The sequence below is a fragment of the Cellulosimicrobium sp. PMB13 genome, assembly GCF_051294865.1.
Taxonomy (GTDB): Bacteria; Actinomycetota; Actinomycetes; order Actinomycetales; family Cellulomonadaceae; genus Cellulosimicrobium.
Genome location: NZ_CP145910.1, coordinates 1,978,979 through 1,995,516, shown reverse-complemented (window position 1 = coordinate 1,995,516; position 16,538 = coordinate 1,978,979). Strand labels below are relative to the sequence as shown.

Here is a 16,538-nt window from a genome sequence, read left to right as displayed (position 1 = left end):
CACCGGCCGCGACGAAACGTCCGGGGCACGCCGACGGGCACCACGGAGGGCATGTTCGCAGGTCATCGGTGCCTATGGCAACAGTCGCGGTGGAGCGGCCGTCCCTCCCGCTGCGGACGGAGCGCCACCGCGATCTCACCCGGCGGAGACGGCCTCGAGCAGTGCCTGCCGCCTCGACCGATCAGGCGGCGCGGTCCGCGAGCGCCTCCGCGAAGGACCGGAGCGCGTCGATGACGGGCCCGGCCGGCAGGCCGTCGAGCTCGCCCGCCGCGTCGCGGGCCCAGCGCACGGCCAGCGCGCGCGTCTCCGCGACCACCTCGTGCCGGCGCAGGGCGGCCACGGCGTCGGCGAGCGCGGCGTCGTCGGACAGGTCGGAGTCGAGGAGCTCGACGAGCGCGACGTCCGCCGGATCGGCCGAGCCGTCCGCGACCCGCGCCCGCAGCAGGAGGACGGGCATCGTCGGGACCTTCTCGCGGAGGTCGGTGCCGGGCGTCTTGCCCGACTCGTCGCCGGTCGACGCGAGGTCGAGGACGTCGTCCGCGAGCTGGAACGCGACCCCGAGTCGCTCCCCGTAGGCCGCGACGGTGTCGACCGTGCGCGCGTCGCACCCCGCGAACATCGAGCCGAGGCGGGCCGACGTGGACAGCAGCGACGCCGTCTTGTCGGCGAGCACCTGGAGGTAGTGCGCGACGGGGTCCTCGCCCTCGCCCGGTCCGACCGTCTCGTGGAGCTGGCCGAGGCACAGGCGCTCGAACGTGCGGGCCTGGATGAGCACGGCCTCGGGACCGAGCGCCGCGACCGTCGAGGCCGCGCGCGCGAAGAGCAGGTCGCCGACCATGATCGCCACGGAGTTGCCGAAGACGGCGTGCGCCGCGGGCGCACCGCGCCGCACGTCCGCGGAGTCCATGACGTCGTCGTGGTACAGCGACGCGAGGTGCGTGAGCTCCACCACGACGGCGGCCTCCACCACCTCGGACCGGTCCCCGTCGCCGAGCTCCGCCGCGAGCAGCGTGAGCAGCGGCCGCAGCCGCTTGCCGCCAGCGTTGACGAGGTGGCGCGACGCCGTGTCGGCGAGCGGGTCGGCGTGCGCGACGGCGTCCCGCAGCCGGGTCTCCACACCCGCGAGCCGCTGCGTGAGGAGGGCGGCGAGCTCGGGGTCCGAGATCGGGATGGCGGTGGTCGTCACGGGGGTCGTCCGCGCGGGCGGCCCGGGAGGAGCGGAGGTCACGGGACGAACTTAACCGCCTCGGCCGCCAGATCGAGAACCGGGGACGGGAACACGCCCAGGACCAGCACCCCGAGCGCGCACAGGGCGATCGCCACGGTGGTCGGTCCGTTCGACCGGACGACCGTCACGCCGACGCCACCGTCGGCCTCGGTGCCCTCGTCGGCCGGGGGCGTGAAGAACATGAGGACGATGATCCGGACGTAGAAGAACACGGCGACCGCGGAGGCGAGCACGCCGACGACGGCGAGCACCCACGTCGACCCGCCGCCCTGCCCGTCCGGTCCGGCGATCGCCGCGCCGAAGGCCGTGAACTTGGCGATGAAGCCCGCGGTGAGCGGGATGCCGGCCATGGAGAGGAGGAACAGCCCGAACGTCCCGGCGAGCCACGGGCTGCGCCGTCCCAGCCCCGCCCACTGCGCGAGGTGCGTCGCCTCGCCGAGGACGGCACCGGCGTCGGGCACGGGAGCACCGGACGGGTTGTCGGGGACGTCCACGGGCTCCCCGCCCGACGCCGGGGCGTCACCGCCCGCGGTGAGCTCGCCCGCCGCTGCGGTCGTCCCGGCCCCCACGCCCGCCGGCACCTCGGCCGGCACTCCGGTCGGCACGGCCACGGGCGACGGGGCCTTCTCCCGCACGAGCGTGACGACGGCGAACGCGCCGACCGTCGCGAGGCCGTAGGCGAAGAGGTAGAACACGGTCGCGCGCAGCGAGAGCTGCGAGAACCCGACCACGCCGACGAGGATGAACCCCGCGTGCGCGATCGACGAGTACGCGAGGAGCCGCTTGACGTCCGTCTGCACGGCGCCGACGGCGGTCCCGATCACCATGGTGAGCAGGGCCACGACCCACAGTGCGACGAAGAGGTCCTGGCGCAGCTCGGGCGCGCCGACCTCGAGCCCGATCGCGACGGAGTAGAGCACGCGCAGCAGCGCGCCGAACGCAGCAGCCTTGGTGCACGCGGCCATGAAGCCCGTGATCGGCGTCGGGGCGCCCTGGTAGACGTCGGGCGTCCACGCGTGGAACGGCGCCGCGCCCACCTTGAAGAGCAGGCCCGCGAGGATGAGCAGCATCCCGGTGAGCACGAGGCCCGGCATGTCGGCGACCGGGCTGCTCCCCGTGGCGAGCGCCAGCTGGATCTCCCCGAGGTCGACCGACCCGGCGTAGCCGTAGATCAGGGCGACGCCGAAGACGAGGAGCGCGGACGCGAACGACCCGAGGAGGAAGTACTTGAACGACGCCTCCTGGGACAGCAGCCGCCGACGCCGCGCCATCGCGGAGAGCACGTAGAGCGGCAGCGAGAGCACCTCGAGCGCGACGAACATCACGAGGAGGTTGCCCGTCGCGGGGAAGATCATCATGCCGCCGACGGCGAACAGCACGAGCGGGTAGACCTCGGTCTGCTCGAGACCCTGGCGGCGCGCGAGGTCCTCGTACGGCGAGCCGGGCACGGCCGCGGCGGTGGGAGCGAACGCGTCCTGCCCGGTCGACGTCCGGTCGGCGATGACGAGCAGCGCGAGGAACGCCAGCAGGACCACCGTGCCCTGGACCGCGAGGCCGAAGTGGTCGATCACCATCGACCCGCCGAGCACCCGCACGCCGGGCATGCCCGACCCGGTGCCCTGCACCGCCGGGTCGCGCCACAGCACGACGATCGCCGCGAACGCCGCCGCGGTGGCGAGCAGCGCGAGCACGACCTGCGTCGTGCGGCGCACGCGCGCCGGGACGAAGGCCTCGACGAGGACGCCGAGCACGCCGGCGCCGAGCACCACGAGGATCGGGACGAGGTAGACCCAGTCGACCGTGGGGGCCACGAAGGAGTCGGTCACGACTCGCTCCCTTCTGCGGTGGTGCGCGTCGCGACGGCGACGGCGGTGTCGGTGGCCCCGGCAGCCGCGGCGTCAGCCGTCGGCTCGGAGGCGAACGGGTCGGTGCGCGGCGGGTCTTCGACGCCGGCGGGCGCGAGGTCGGACAGCGTGACCTCGGCCGGCTCGTCCACGAGGTCGAGCGCCGGCGCCGGGTAGAGGCCGAGCACGAGCAGCAGGGCGATCAACGGGGCGGCGACCCACTTCTCGCGCCCGTTGAGGTCCGGGAGCTGCTCGAGGCCCTCGCGCGTCTGCCCGGTGAACACCTTCTGGTACGTGAGGAGCACGTAGAGCGCGGCGAGGACGACGCCGAGCACCGCGACGAGCGCCGCCCACGGGCTCCGGGCGAACGTGCCGAGGAGCACCATGATCTCGCTGACGAACGTCGACAGGCCCGGCAGCGACAGCGCCGAGAGACCCGCGACGAGGAACGTCCCGGCGAGGACAGGCACGACCTTCTGCAGCCCGCCGTAGTCGGTGAGCCGCTGCGACCGCTCGGGGTGCCGTGCGATCAGGAACCCGGCGAGCAGGAACAGCGCGCCCGTCGAGATGCCGTGGTTGACCATGTAGAGCGACGACCCGGCGACGCTCGTCGTGGTGAACGCGAAGATGCCGAGCACGATGAACCCGAAGTGCGACACCGACGTGTAGGCGATGAGCCGCATGACGTCGCTCTGCCCGATCGCCATGAGCGCGCCGTAGAGGATCGACACGACGGCGAGGACGATGACGACCGGTGCCGCCCACGCGCTCGCGCTCGGGAAGAGCGGGAGGCACAGCGTGAGCATCCCGAAGGTGCCGACCTTGTCGAGCACGCCCACGAGCAGCGTCGACGTGCCCGCCGGGGCGTGCTGCGCGGCGTCGGGCAGCCACGTGTGGACCGGGAACAGCGGCGCCTTGATCGCGAAGGCGAGGAAGAAGCCGAGGAACAGCAGTCGCTCGGTCGTCTCCGGCATCGGGTTCGCGGCGAACGTCTCGACGAGGTTCGCCGTGAGGAACGCGTCGTCGGGACGGAGGCCGGTCGCCTGGTCGACCGGCACCTGCACGTACAGCGCGATGACCGCCGCGAGCATGATGAGCCCGCCCGCGAGCGAGAAGAGCAGGAACTTCACGGCCGCGTACCGCCGCCGGGCCCCCACCCCGAACCCGCCGATCATGAAGTAGACCGGGATGAGCATCGCCTCGAAGAGGACGTAGAAGAGGAACACGTCGCGCGCGACGAACACCGCGACCATGAACGCCTCGAGCAGGAGCACGAGGGCGAGGTAGTGGCGCAGGCGGCGCACGTCGCCCTCCTGCTCCTTCCACGCGGCCCCGACGACGAGGGGCACGAGCACGACGGCGAGCGCGACGAGCGCGAGCGCGACCCCGTCGGCGCCGACCGCGTAGCTCGCACCGATCTGCGGGATCCACGCGTACGTCTCGGCGAGCTGGACCGTGCCGGACGCCGCGGTGTCGAACGCGGTGAACGCGCCGACGAGCAGCGCGACCTCGACGAGCGCCGCGCCGAGCGCGATGCCCCGCACGGCGCGCAGGGCGCCGGAGCCGACGCCGCGCGTGCGGGCGGCGCCGGTGAGCCAGACCGCGGCGGCGCCGACGACGGGCCACGCGACGAGGAGGGTGAGCCAGGGGAAGCCGTTCATCATGAGTCTCCTCAGCTCGCGGTGCCGGTGGTGAGGGCGAGGACGACGGCGGCGATGACGACGAGGCCGCCGAGCATGGTCGCGCCGTAGGAGCGGACGTAGCCGTTCTGCCAGCCGCGCAACCACTCGCCGATCCTTCCGACGAGGCCCGCGAGGCCGAGCCACCCGCCGTCGACCATCTCCTTGTCCGAGTACACGAGCGACCGGGTCAGGTACTGGCCGGGGCGCATGAACACGGTCTCGTTGACGTCGTCCTGGTAGAGGTCCCGACGGGCCGCGCGCGTGAGGACCGTGCCACGCGGGGCGCGGACCGGGACGAGCGAGACGACGTACTGCCGCCACGCGAGCGCCAGGCCCGCGAGGACGAGGAGCAGCGTGAGCGCGATGAGCGACCACACCGGCAGCACCGGCTCGTGGTGCTCGGCGTGCCCCGTCACCGGCTCGAGCCAGTCGACGAACCGCGAGCCCGCGGCGAGGAACCATCCGAGCCCGACCGAGCCCACGGCGAGGACGATCATCGGCCAGGTCATGAGGCGCGGCGACTCGTGCGGGTGCCGCACCGGGCCGTCCTGCGCCCCGAGGCCGTCGACGTCGCCGCGACCGTCGTTCCAGCGCCGACGTCCGAGGAACGTCATGAAGAACAGGCGCGACATGTAGAACGCGGTGATCCCGGCGCCGATCAGCGCCGCGCCGCCGAACACCCAGGCACGCCAGGGCGCGCCGTCGACGGGAACGAACGCGGCCTCGATGATCTTGTCCTTGCTCCAGAAGCCCGAGAACGGCGGGATGCCGAGGATCGCGAGCCAGCCCATCATGAACGTGATCCACGTGACCTTCATGAACCGCGAGAGGCCGCCGAACCGGCGCATGTCGACCTGGTCGCCCATGCCGTGCATGACCGAGCCGGCGCCGAGGAACATGCCCGCCTTGAAGAAGCCGTGGGTCACGAGGTGGAAGATCGCGAACGCGTAGCCGATCGGCCCGAGCCCCGCGGCGAGGATCATGTAGCCGATCTGCGACATCGTCGAGGCGGCGAGCGCCTTCTTGATGTCGTCCTTCGCGCAGCCGACGACCGCCCCGAAGATCAGCGTCACCGCGCCGACGACCACCACGACGAGCTGCGCGGTGGGCGCGCCCTCGAAGACCGGTGCGGACCGGACGACGAGGTAGACGCCCGCCGTGACCATGGTGGCCGCGTGGATCAGGGCGGAGACCGGCGTCGGGCCGGCCATCGCGTCGCCGAGCCAGGCCTGGAGCGGGAACTGCGCCGACTTGCCGCACGCGGCGAGCAGGAGCGCGAGGCCGGTCGCGGTGAGGAGCGCGGTCGACGCCTCCGGCACCTGCTCGAAGACCGTCGTGAAGTCCACCGCACCGAACGTCGCGAACATGAGCATGAGCGCGACGATGAGCCCGATGTCGCCCACCCGGTTCATGACGAACGCCTTCTTGGCGGCCACCGCGTAGTCGCGGCGGTGGTTCCAGAACCCGATGAGGAGGTACGACGCGAGGCCCACGCCCTCCCACCCGACGAACAGCAGTAGGTAGGAGTCGGCGAGGACGAGCACGAGCATCGCCGCGACGAACAGGTTGAGGTAGGCGAAGAACCGGCGCCGGTCGACGTCGTGCTCCATGTACGCGACCGCGTACACGTGGATGAGCGTGCCGACGAAGGTCACGAGCAGCACGAACGTCATCGACAGCGGGTCGATCCGCAGGCCGGCCGCGACGTCGAGGCCGCCGGCGGCGATCCAGTCGAAGAGCCGGTAGTCCACGACCCGCTCGTCCACGGGGAGCGAGAGCATCGACAGGAAGACCCACGCGCCGACCAGGAACGCGGCACCGGACATGGCCACGCCGAACCACGCTCCCCACCGGTCGCTGCGGCGGCCGGCGAGCAGGAGGACCGCCGCGCCGAGCAGCGGGAGCACGATCAGCAGCGGCGCGGCGAGGAACGGGCCGGGGACGACCGTGCTGGCGGGCACGACCGTCGTCTCGAGGGGCAGGAGCATCGTCATCGGTGCCGACCTCTCAGCTCTTCAGGAGGTTGACGTCGTCGACCGATGCCGACCGACGCGTACGGAAGATGGACACGATGATCGCGAGGCCCACGACGACCTCGGCGGCGGCGACGACCATGACGAAGAACGCGAGCACCTGCCCCGTGACGTCGCCGTGGATGCGCGCGAACGTCACGAGCGCGAGGTTCGTCGCGTTGAGCATGAGCTCGATGCCCATGAACACGATGATCGCGTTGCGCCGCAGGAGCACCGTCGCGGCGCCGATCGAGAACAGGATCGTCGCGAGCACGAGGTAGTTCGTGATCTCCATCAGGCCTCATCTCCGAGGGTGCGGGTCCGGCCGGGGTCGTCGGCTCCCGAGACGTCGCCGGCAGGCGGTGCGTCGGCGGGCTCGGCCTGGACCGTCCGCTCGTTCGCGTCGCCCGCGCGCAGCGCCGGCAGGGCCCGGTGCGGCTCGTGCTCGACCAGCACCTCGCGCTCGGCGGCGAGGATGGTCCCCGCCGATCGCTCCTGGCCGCGGATGCGAAGGATGCGGGAGACCGACTCCTCGATCGGGCGCCCCGCGGGGTCGAGCGCCGGGGTGTCCATCGCGTTGTTCTGCGCGTAGACGCCCGGAGCGGCGAGCGGCGTGAGGCGACCGCCCGACGGGAGCGCGGCGACCTTCGCGTCCGCCTGCTCGCGCTGACCCACCCTCGGCACGAGGCGCCGGCGGTGCGTGAGCACGAGGGCCGAGACGGCCGCGGTGACCAGCAGGATGCCGACGACCTCCATCGCGAACACGTAGTCGGCGAACAGGACGCGGGCCAGGGCCACGGGGTTCGTCGCCTCGTTAGCGGCCGCGAGACCGACCGCAGGCGGGAACGTCGCCTGCGTGACCACGCCGACGAGGACGGCGCCCAGCCCGAGCCCGAGGAGCACGCCGATCCAGCGCTGCCCGCGGATCGTCTCGACGAGCGAGTCCGACGCGTCGACGCCCACGAGCATGAGGACGAAGAGGAACAGCATCATCACGGCGCCCGTGTACACGACGACCTGCACGACCCCGAGGAACGACGCCTCCTGGGCGATGTAGAGGATCGCGAGGTCGACCATGACGAACATGACCGCGATCGCCGCGTGGACCGCCTTGCGCGCGAACAGCAGCGAGAGCGCCGCCAGGACCATGAGGGGGGCGAGGACCCAGAACAGGGCCGCCTCGCCCGCGCTCGCGGTCATCGGGCCGCCTTCCGGTGACGGTCGGCGTGCTCGACACGGCGGACCTCGGGCGACGGGCCGGGCGGCTCGGGCGGGAGCGTCGGGTCGTCCGGACGGTGCTCGCGCACCCAGGCCACCTGCTCGGCCACCGGGCCGCTCACCTCCCCGCGGTAGTACTCCGTGTCGGTCGTGCCCGGGACCATCGGGTGCGGCGCGGCGAGCATCCCCTGCTCCAGCGGCGCGAGGAGGTCCTCCTTCTCCCAGATCATCCCCTCGCGCGTCGGGCCGGCGAGCTCGTACTCGTTCGTCATCGTCAGCGCCCGCGTGGGGCACGCCTCGATGCAGAGCCCGCAGAAGATGCAGCGCAGGTAGTTGATCTGGTAGACGCTGCCGTAGCGCTCGCCCGGCGACCTGTGCGCGCCGTCGGGAAGGTCGGCGTTGTCGGCGCCCTCGACGTAGATCGCGTCGGCGGGGCACGCCCATGCGCACAGCTCGCAGCCGATGCACTTCTCCAGGCCGTCCGCGTAGCGGTTGAGCTGGTGCCGCCCGTGGTAGCGCGGCTTCGGCGCGTGCTTCGTGCGCGGGTACTGCTCGGTGACCGTCGGGCGGAACATCGACGAGAACGTCACGCCGAAGCCCGCGACGGGCGCGAGGGCCTCGCGCAGGCCGGAGGCCTGCGGCCGCAGGGGCCGGTACTCCCCCGGTGCTGCGGACTGCTGCTGGTCGTCAGCCACGGTCGACCTCCTTGTCGTGGGGCGTGCCGGTGCCGGAGGCCGTGCCGGCGGGCGAGCGGGCGTCGTCGGGCGAGCGGGCGTCGTCGGGCACCAGGGCACGACGGCGCGGGGACGGCGGGAGCGACTGGCCCGGGAGCGGCGGGACGGGGAACCCCCCGGCGAACGCGTCGAACGGCTCGGCGGCACCGCGAGCGCCCGACGCCGCCGGGCGCCCGGTCCCGGCAGGTCCCGGTGGCGCCTTCTTCTCGGGCCAGAACCACGTGAGCGCGACGACCACGAGCGCGAGCCCCACGCCGACCCCGATCACCGTGCGCGTGTCGACGTCGCCGAACTGGCGCACGCCCTGCACGACGGACAGGAGCACGACCCAGCCGAGCGCGGCAGGGATGAGCACCTTCCAGCCGAACGTCATGAACTGGTCGTAGCGCATCCGCAGGAGCGTGCCGCGGACCCAGACGAACACGAACATGAAGGCCCACATCTTCACGAGGAACCAGAGGATCGGCCACCAGCCCTCGTTGAACATGCCGTCGTTGATCGCCGACAGCGGCCACGGCGCGCGCCAGCCGCCGAAGAACAGCGTCGTCGCGATCGCCGAGACGTTGATCATGTTGATGTACTCCGCGAGGAAGAACCACGCGAACTTCATCGACGAGTACTCGGTCATGTAGCCGGACACGAGCTCGCCCTCGGCCTCGGGGAGGTCGAACGGCAGGCGGTTCGTCTCGCCGATCATCGAGATGATGTAGATGACGAACGCCGGCAGGAGCGGCAGCGCCCACCACAGCGGCGTCTGGGAGTCGACGATCTGCGACGTCGACATCGACCCCGCCATGATGAACACCGAGACCAGCGACAGGCCCATCGCGAGCTCGTAGCTGATGACCTGCGCCGTCGAGCGCACCGAGCCGAGCAGCGGGTACGTCGATCCCGACGACCAGCCGCCGAGCACGATCCCGTACACGCCGAGCGCGGCGCACGCGAGGATGTACAGCACCGCGACGGGGAAGTCCGTGAGCTGCGCCGGTGTCACGAAGTCCGTGAACGGGATGCGCACCTCGGGTCCGAACGGGATGACGGCGAACACGAGCAGCGAGCAGAACACCGAGATCATCGGTGCGAGCAGGTAGACGAACTTGTCCGCGGCCTTGACGGTGATGTCCTCCTTGAGCAGGAGCTTCATCGCGTCGGCGAGCGACTGCAGCAGGCCGAAGGGGCCGTGCCAGTTCGGGCCCGGACGCACCTGCATGCGCGCCACGACCTTGCGCTCGAACCAGATCGCGACCAGCACGCTCGTGAGCAGGAACACGATGATGAGCACGGCCTTGACCAGATAGGTCCAGCCGTTGTCCTGCGAGAAGTCGGCCGCGATGCCGGGCACGCCGGGTGTCTCGAACCTCATGCCCGCTCCCCTCCCTCGGTGCGACGTGTCGTGCCAGGGTCGTCGGCGGGCGCGAGCGTCACGACGTCGCCCGGCACCGCGCCGAGCGTCGCGTGCACCTGCGACCCCGCGGACCGCAGCGGGACCCACACGACGTGGTCGACCATCTCGGTCACGACGACGGGCAGGGTGATCGCCCCGCGGTCCGTGGCGACCCGGACGAGCTCGCCGTCGAACACGTCGACGGCCGCCGCGGTGGTCGCGGACATCCGGGCGACGGGCCGCTTCGCCGTCCCGGCGAGGTAGCGCTCGCCGTCCTGGCCGCGACCGTCGTCGAGCAGCAGGCGCCAGCTCGCGAGCACCGCGGTGCCGGGAGCGACGGCGGGCGGCTCGGCGGCGGGGACGTCCGGGGCGGCGACGCGCTGCCCGTCCCACGCGTCGAGCCGGCCGAGCTCGGCGCGCACGGCGTCCGCCGTCGGCAGGCCGAGGCTGACGCCTGCGGCGTCGGCGAGGGCGTCGAGCACGCGGTGGTCCGTCATGGCGGTCGACGCGAGCGCCGCGGGGAACGGCCGCAGCCTCCCCTCCCAGCTCCAGAACGACCCCGCCCGCTCGACGGGCGGCGCGACCGGCAGCACGATGTCGGCCAGCTCCGTGACCGCCGAGCGGCGCACCTCGAGGCTCACGACGACGTCCGCCGCCTCGAGCGCGCGGCGCGCGTGCGCCGGGTCGGGCAGGTCGGCGAGCTCGAGCCCGCCGACGAGCACGCCCGAGAGCTGGCCGACCGACAGCGCGTCGAGCATCTCGGTGACGTCGCGACCGGTCGTGGCGGGCACGTCCGCGGCGTCGACGCCCCAGAGGCGTGCCACGTCCGCCCGGGCGGCCGCGTCGGTCACCGGTCGAGCACCGGGGAGGAGGTTCGGCAGCGTGCCGACCTCGACACCGCCGCGCTCGCCCGCACGGCGCGGCACCCAGGCGAGCCGGGCCCCCGTCGCGGAGGCGGCGCGCAGGACGGCGCTGTAGCCGCCGGGGGTCGCGGCGAGCCGCTCCCCCACGAGGATCACGGCACCGGGGGCGCGCAGGGCGTCGCTCGCCTCGGCGAGCGCGTCCTCCGCGCCGGCCGCCTCGTCGAGCGTGCGGACCCGGTCGCCCGCGGCGAGGCCGTCGAGCCACTCGGCCTCCGTCCCGGGCGCGGCGGGCAGCAGCGTGCCCTCCATGCGCTCGAGACCTCGCGACGCGTACGGCGCGAGCGAGAACACCCGCACGCGGTGCTGGACCGCGCCCTTGCGCAGCCGCAGGAACGTGACGCCCGCCTCCTCCTCGGCCTCCAGGCCGACGAGCAGGACCGCGGGGGCCTTCTCCAGCTCGGTGAAGGTCACGCCGATCCCGTGCCCGGCGACGGCGTGCGCGAGGAAGTCCGCCTCCTCGGCGCTGTGGGCGCGGGCGCGGTGGTCGACGTCGTTCGTCCGGAGCAGCACGCGCGCGACCTTGGCGTAGGCGTACGCGTCCTCGACCGTCAGCCGGCCGCCCGGCAGGACCCCGACGCCGCCCGCGTCGCGCGCCGCGACGAGGGCCTGCGCCGCGACCTCGAGCGCCTCGGCCCACGACGCCGGCCGCAGCTCGCCGCGAGTGACGGTGCCGTCGGGCGCCACCTCGCGGTCGCGCACGAGCGGGTGCGTCAGACGGTCGGGCGCCGACTGCCACGTGAACGCGAAGCGGTCCTTGTCGGTGATCCACTCCTCGTTGACCAGCGGGTCGTCGCCCGCGAGCCGCCGCAGCACGACACCGCGTCGGTGGTCCACGCGGATCGCGCTGCCGCACGCGTCGTGCTCGCCGACCGACGGGGTCGAGACGAGGTCGAACGGGCGCGAGCGGAACCGGTACGCGGCGCCCGTGAGCGCGCCGACCGGGCAGATCTGGACGGTGTTGCCCGAGAAGTACGACGCGAACGGCTGCCCCGACTCGTCCTCGAGCGCGAGCCCGACCGGACGGTCGCCGGGCATCTCGCCCGCAGGCGGCGCGAAGTCCAGGACGGCCTCGTCGAACCGACCGATCTGCTGCGCGGCCCCGCGCTTCTGGAGGTCGATGAACACGTCGCCCGCGATCTCCTTCGAGAAGCGCGTGCACCGCTGGCACAGGACGCACCGCTCCCGGTCGAGCAGGATCGTCGTCGACACCGAGATCGGCTTGGGGAACGTGCGCTTGACGTCCACGAACCGGCTCGTCGCGCGCCCGTTGCTCATCGCCTGGTTCTGCAGGGGGCACTCGCCGCCCTTGTCGCACACCGGGCAGTCGAGCGGGTGGTTGATGAGCAGCATCTCCATGATGCCGTGCTGCGCCTTGTCCGCGACGGGGCTCGTGCGCTGCGTCTTCACCACCATGCCCGGCGTGACCTCGAGCGTGCACGACGCCTGCGGCTTCGGCATGGGCCGCAGGTTGCCCTCGCGGTCCGGCGTCGCGACCTCGACGAGGCACTGGCGGCACGCGCCGGCCGGGGCCAGCAGCGGGTGGTCGCAGAACCGCGGGATCTGGATCCCGATCTGCTCCGCGGCGCGGATGACGAGCGTGCCCTTCGGCACGGCCATCTCGATGTCGTCGATCGTGAACGACACCTGGTCCGCGGGCGGGGCCGGCGGCTGTGCCCCCGCGGCCGGCTGTGCCGTGCCGGCGCCGGAGGTGGCCGGGGTGGTCGTCGTCATCAGTGCACTCCTGCCGTCAGGGCGCGCGCGGCGGCCGGTCGGGGCGTGTAGTCGAACAGCGCCGCGGCGGACGGGTCGAACGGGCAGCCGTGCCCGGTGATGTGCGCCTCGTACTCGTCGCGGAACAGCTCGATGCTGCTCGTCACCGGCGACGTCGCGCCGTCGCCCAGGGCGCAGAACGCGCGGCCCAGGATGTTGTCGCACGTGTCGAGCAGCAGGTCGAGGTCACCCGGGGTCCCCTGCCCCGCCTCGATGCGGGCCAGCACCTGCTTCATCCAGTACGTCCCCTCGCGGCACGGCGTGCACTTGCCGCACGACTCGTGCGCGTAGAAGTCCGTCCACCGGCTCACTGCCCGCACGACGCACGTGGTCTCGTCGAAGAGCTGCAGCGCGCGCGTGCCGAGCATCGAGCCCGCCTTCGCGACCGACTCGTAGTCCAGCGGGGTGTCGAGGTGCGCGTCCGTGAACAGCGGCGTCGACGACCCGCCGGGCGTCCAGAACTTCAGCGCCTTGCCGCCGCGCATCCCGCCCGCCATGTCGAGCAGCTCGCGCAACGTGATGCCCAGCGGCGCCTCGTACTGCCCCGGTCGGGTCACGTGGCCCGACAGCGAGAACAGCCCGTACCCCGCCGAGCGCTCCGTGCCCATCGACGTGAACCAGTCCGCACCGCGCGCCACGATCGACGGCACGCTCGCGATCGACTCCACGTTGTTCACCACGGTCGGGCGCGCGTACAGGCCCGCGACCGCCGGGAACGGCGGCTTGAGCCGCGGCTGCCCGCGCAGGCCCTCGAGCGAGTCGAGCAGCGCCGTCTCCTCGCCGCAGATGTACGCCCCCGCACCCGCGTGCACCGTGACGTCGAGGTCGAACCCCGACCCGAGGACGTCCTTGCCGAGGAACCCCGCCTCGTAGGCCTCCTCGACCGCGCGCAGCAGGCGCCGGTACACGTGCAGCACCTCGCCGCGCACGTAGATGAACGCGTGGTCGCAGCCGATCGCGTACGACGTGATCGCCACGCCCTCCACGAGCGCCTGCGGGCTCGCCATCATGAGCGGGATGTCCTTGCACGTCCCCGGCTCGGACTCGTCCGCGTTGACGACCAGGTAGCGCGGGCCGCCGTCGGGCGCGGGCAGGAAGCCCCACTTCATCCCCGTCGGGAACCCCGCACCGCCACGTCCGCGCAGGCCCGAGGCCTTGACCGTCTCGACGATCGCCGCCGGCTCCTGGGCCAGCGCCGCACGCAGCCCGTCGTAACCGCCGCGGTCCGTGTACGACGCGAGCGTCCACGACCGGTCCGCGTCCCACGTGTCCGACAGGACCGGCGTCAGCGGGTCGGGTCGTGGTGTGCCGTTCTGCTCGCTCATGCGTCCGTCCCCTTCGACGCGTCGGGCTTCGCCTCGGGCGTGCCGGGCTTGCCGCCCGGGTCGACGTCGGCGTCGGTCGTGGGTGCGCGCTCGGCGCTGGACTGCTCCTCGCCTGGCTCGGGTGAGCCGGCGTCGCCTCCGGCGGGGGAGGCGGCGTCGGGGCTCGGGCTACCATCCGCGCCGCTCGTTCCTCGCGGCGCTCCCGCCAGGCCCGCCACGCCCTTCGCCTCCGACGCCGCCTCCCCCACCTCCGCGTCCGTCTCGCCACCGGTCGTGGGTTCCGTCGTGGCCGACGGCGGGGTGGAGACTTCGGCGGTCGGCTCGTCTGCCGAGGTAGAGCCCTGGTCCGCCGAGGTAGAGCCCTGGTCGGAGGTGGGGGCGGTCCAGCCGTTCTCGCGGGCCAGGCGCAGGCCCGCGAGGGTGGGCTCGCCCGCGCCGACGCCCTCGTCGGCGCGCCCGTCGGAGAAGCCCGCGAGGACACGGCTCATCTGCTTGAACGAGCAGACGCTCGCGGCGCCGCGGGTCGGGGCGACCTGCTCGCCCGCGCGCAGGCGGTCGACGACGTCCGTCGCGGTCTGCGGGGTCTGGTTGTCGAAGAACTCCCAGTTGACCATCATGACCGGCGCGTAGTCGCACGCCGCGTTGCACTCGACGCGCTCGAGCGTGATGGCGCCGTCGTCGGTGGTCTCGTCGTGGCCGACGCCGAGGTGCTCGGAGAGCTCGTCGAAGATCGCGTCGCCGCCCATGATCGCGCAGAGGGTGTTGGTGCACACGCCGACGGTGTAGGTGCCGTTGGGGTGGCGCTTGTACTGGGTGTAGAACGTCGCGACGGCCGAGACCTCGGCGGCCGTGAGGTCGAGCTGCTCGGCGCAGAACAGGATGCCGTCGCGCGAGACGTAGCCGTCCTCGGACTGCACGAGGTGCAGCATCGGCAGGAGCGCCGAGCGGGCCTGCGGGTAGCGCGCGACGATCTGCGCGGCGTCCGCCGCGAGGCGCGCGTGCGTCTCGGAGTCGTAGCCCGGGCGCGAGCGGGGACCGCCCGCGGGCGACCCGTTCGTCGCGGGTCCGGCGTCGATCGTCATCGGTCCACCCCTCCCAGCACCGGGTCCAGGGACGCGACGGCGACGACGACGTCGGCGACCTGGCCGCCCTCGCACATCGCCGCCACGGCCTGGAGGTTGTTGAACGACGGGTCGCGGAAGTGCGCCCGGTAGGGGCGCGTCCCGCCGTCGGACACGAGGTGCACGCCGAGCTCGCCGCGCGGGTGCTCCACCGTCTGCCATGCCTGGCCCACAGGGACCCGGAAGCCCTCCGTGACCAGCTTGAAGTGGTGGATCAGGGCCTCCATCGAGGTGCCCATGATCTCCTTGATGTGCTCGAGCGAGTTGCCCTGGCCGTCGGAGCCGATCGCGAGCTGCGCGGGCCACGCGATCTTGCGGTCGCCGACCATCACCGGCTGTCCTGTGGTCGCCTCGAGACGCTCGAGGCACTGCTCGACGATGCGCAGCGACTGGTAGCACTCCTCGATCCGCAGCACCACGCGGTCGTAGCAGTCCGCGCCCTGCGACGTCGGGACGTCGAAGTCGTACGTCTCGTAGCCGCAGTACGGGTCCGACTTGCGCACGTCGTACGGCAGGCCCGTCGACCGCAGGACCGGTCCGGTGATGCCGAGAGCCATGCAGCCCGCGAGGCTCAGGTGCCCGACGTCGACGAGGCGGCCCTTGAAGATCGGGTTCGCCAGCATGAGGTCGCCGAGCTGGGCCAGGTAGCGACGGATCAGCGGCTCCGCCTCGCGCACCTGGTCCACGATGTCGGACGGCACGTCCTGCGCGACGCCGCCCGGGCGCACGTACGCGTGGTTCATGCGCAGGCCCGTGATCGCCTCGAAGATCTTGAGGATCTCCTCGCGCGCCGTGAACGCGACCGTCATGACGGTCGTGGCGCCCATCTCGTTGCCGCCCGTGCCGAGGCACACGAGGTGCGACGCGATGCGGTTGAGCTCCATGACGAGCACGCGGATCACGCTCGCGCGCTCGGGCACGTAGTGCGTGATGCCGAGGAGCTTCTCCACGGCGAGGCAGTACGCCGTCTCCTGGAAGAACGGCGCGAGGTAGTCCATGCGCGTGCAGAACGTGACGCCCTGCGTCCACGTCCGGAACTCCATGTTCTTCTCGATGCCCGTGTGCAGGTAGCCGATGCCGCACCGCGCCTCGGTGACGGTCTCGCCGTCGATCTCGAGCATCAGGCGCAGCACGCCGTGCGTCGACGGGTGCTGCGGACCCATGTTGACGACGATGCGCTCCTCGCCGAGCGCGGCCGCGGCGACCGCGCTCTCGGCGATCTCCGCCCAGTCGCCGCCCGACGCCTCGAAGCTCGGGACGCCCTGCTCGAAGTCGCCCACGGGCGGTCGCGTCGAAC

The 16,538-nt window shown here is 72.7% G+C and carries 12 protein-coding genes; all 12 read right to left on the bottom strand.

All coding sequences use genetic code 11. From position 1 onward, the window contains the following. Window positions 1–181: 181 nt before the first annotated feature. Genes V5D56_RS09080 through V5D56_RS09025 form a run of 12 tightly spaced genes read right to left on the bottom strand, consistent with a single transcriptional unit; the run spans window position 182 to window position 16,521 of the window. Window positions 182–1,186 carry a polyprenyl synthetase family protein gene (locus V5D56_RS09080; RefSeq protein WP_435738712.1) on the bottom strand — a complete coding sequence of 335 codons (1,005 nt, stop codon included), beginning with the start codon at window positions 1,184–1,186 and terminating at the stop codon, window positions 182–184. Between the two features lie 38 nt (window positions 1,187–1,224). After that, the gene (gene nuoN / locus V5D56_RS09075; protein WP_435738711.1) at window positions 1,225–3,054 is read right to left on the bottom strand and encodes an NADH-quinone oxidoreductase subunit NuoN; all 1,830 of its coding nucleotides are present in this window, start codon (window positions 3,052–3,054) and stop codon (window positions 1,225–1,227) included. Further along, on the bottom strand, window positions 3,051–4,736 hold the full coding sequence (locus V5D56_RS09070; protein WP_435738710.1) for an NADH-quinone oxidoreductase subunit M: 1,686 nt from the start codon (window positions 4,734–4,736) through the stop codon (window positions 3,051–3,053). Before V5D56_RS09070 ends, nuoN begins: the two co-directional genes overlap by 4 nt. An 8-nt stretch (window positions 4,737–4,744) precedes the next feature. After that, window positions 4,745–6,748: an NADH-quinone oxidoreductase subunit L gene (gene nuoL, locus V5D56_RS09065; RefSeq protein ID WP_435738709.1), complete on the bottom strand. Its 2,004-nt coding sequence runs from the start codon at window positions 6,746–6,748 to the stop codon at window positions 4,745–4,747. Between the two features lie 13 nt (window positions 6,749–6,761). Beyond that, window positions 6,762–7,061, bottom strand: a complete 300-nt coding sequence (nuoK, locus tag V5D56_RS09060) for an NADH-quinone oxidoreductase subunit NuoK (RefSeq protein ID WP_435738708.1) — start codon at window positions 7,059–7,061, stop codon at window positions 6,762–6,764. Beyond that, a complete protein-coding gene (locus V5D56_RS09055; protein WP_435738707.1) occupies window positions 7,061–7,966 on the bottom strand; it encodes an NADH-quinone oxidoreductase subunit J in 906 nt (301 codons plus the stop codon). The genes nuoK and V5D56_RS09055 overlap by 1 nt, the downstream gene beginning before the upstream one ends. Continuing rightward, window positions 7,963–8,679, bottom strand: coding sequence for an NADH-quinone oxidoreductase subunit NuoI (gene nuoI / locus V5D56_RS09050; protein ID WP_435738706.1), 717 nt, complete (start codon window positions 8,677–8,679; stop codon window positions 7,963–7,965). Before nuoI ends, V5D56_RS09055 begins: the two co-directional genes overlap by 4 nt. Continuing rightward, window positions 8,672–10,081, bottom strand: coding sequence for an NADH-quinone oxidoreductase subunit NuoH (gene nuoH / locus V5D56_RS09045; RefSeq protein WP_435738705.1), 1,410 nt, complete (start codon window positions 10,079–10,081; stop codon window positions 8,672–8,674). Before nuoH ends, nuoI begins: the two co-directional genes overlap by 8 nt. Next, the gene (locus V5D56_RS09040) at window positions 10,078–12,756 is read right to left on the bottom strand and encodes an NADH-quinone oxidoreductase subunit G (RefSeq protein ID WP_435738704.1); all 2,679 of its coding nucleotides are present in this window, start codon (window positions 12,754–12,756) and stop codon (window positions 10,078–10,080) included. Before V5D56_RS09040 ends, nuoH begins: the two co-directional genes overlap by 4 nt. Beyond that, a complete protein-coding gene (gene nuoF, locus V5D56_RS09035) occupies window positions 12,756–14,120 on the bottom strand; it encodes an NADH-quinone oxidoreductase subunit NuoF (RefSeq protein ID WP_435738703.1) in 1,365 nt (454 codons plus the stop codon). Before nuoF ends, V5D56_RS09040 begins: the two co-directional genes overlap by 1 nt. Continuing rightward, window positions 14,117–15,202: an NADH-quinone oxidoreductase subunit NuoE gene (gene nuoE, locus V5D56_RS09030; RefSeq protein WP_435738702.1), complete on the bottom strand. Its 1,086-nt coding sequence runs from the start codon at window positions 15,200–15,202 to the stop codon at window positions 14,117–14,119. Before nuoE ends, nuoF begins: the two co-directional genes overlap by 4 nt. Next, on the bottom strand, window positions 15,199–16,521 hold the full coding sequence (locus V5D56_RS09025) for an NADH-quinone oxidoreductase subunit D (RefSeq protein WP_435738990.1): 1,323 nt from the start codon (window positions 16,519–16,521) through the stop codon (window positions 15,199–15,201). The genes nuoE and V5D56_RS09025 overlap by 4 nt, the downstream gene beginning before the upstream one ends. Between the last annotated feature and the right edge of the window lie 17 nt (window positions 16,522–16,538).

What these genes read in the sequence shown, in the direction of transcription:
- nuoK (WP_435738708.1), bottom strand. Translation starts at nt 7,061, where the DNA reads ATGGAGATCACGAACTACCTCGTGCTCGCGACGATCCTGTTCTCGATC.
- V5D56_RS09055 (WP_435738707.1), bottom strand. Translation starts at nt 7,966, where the DNA reads ATGACCGCGAGCGCGGGCGAGGCGGCCCTGTTCTGGGTCCTCGCCCCC.
- V5D56_RS09040 (WP_435738704.1), bottom strand. Translation starts at nt 12,756, where the DNA reads ATGACGACGACCACCCCGGCCACCTCCGGCGCCGGCACGGCACAGCCG.
- nuoF (WP_435738703.1), bottom strand. Translation starts at nt 14,120, where the DNA reads ATGAGCGAGCAGAACGGCACACCACGACCCGACCCGCTGACGCCGGTC.
- nuoE (WP_435738702.1), bottom strand. Translation starts at nt 15,202, where the DNA reads ATGACGATCGACGCCGGACCCGCGACGAACGGGTCGCCCGCGGGCGGT.
- nuoH (WP_435738705.1), bottom strand. Translation starts at nt 10,081, where the DNA reads ATGAGGTTCGAGACACCCGGCGTGCCCGGCATCGCGGCCGACTTCTCG.
- V5D56_RS09070 (WP_435738710.1), bottom strand. Translation starts at nt 4,736, where the DNA reads ATGATGAACGGCTTCCCCTGGCTCACCCTCCTCGTCGCGTGGCCCGTC.
- nuoL (WP_435738709.1), bottom strand. Translation starts at nt 6,748, where the DNA reads ATGACGATGCTCCTGCCCCTCGAGACGACGGTCGTGCCCGCCAGCACG.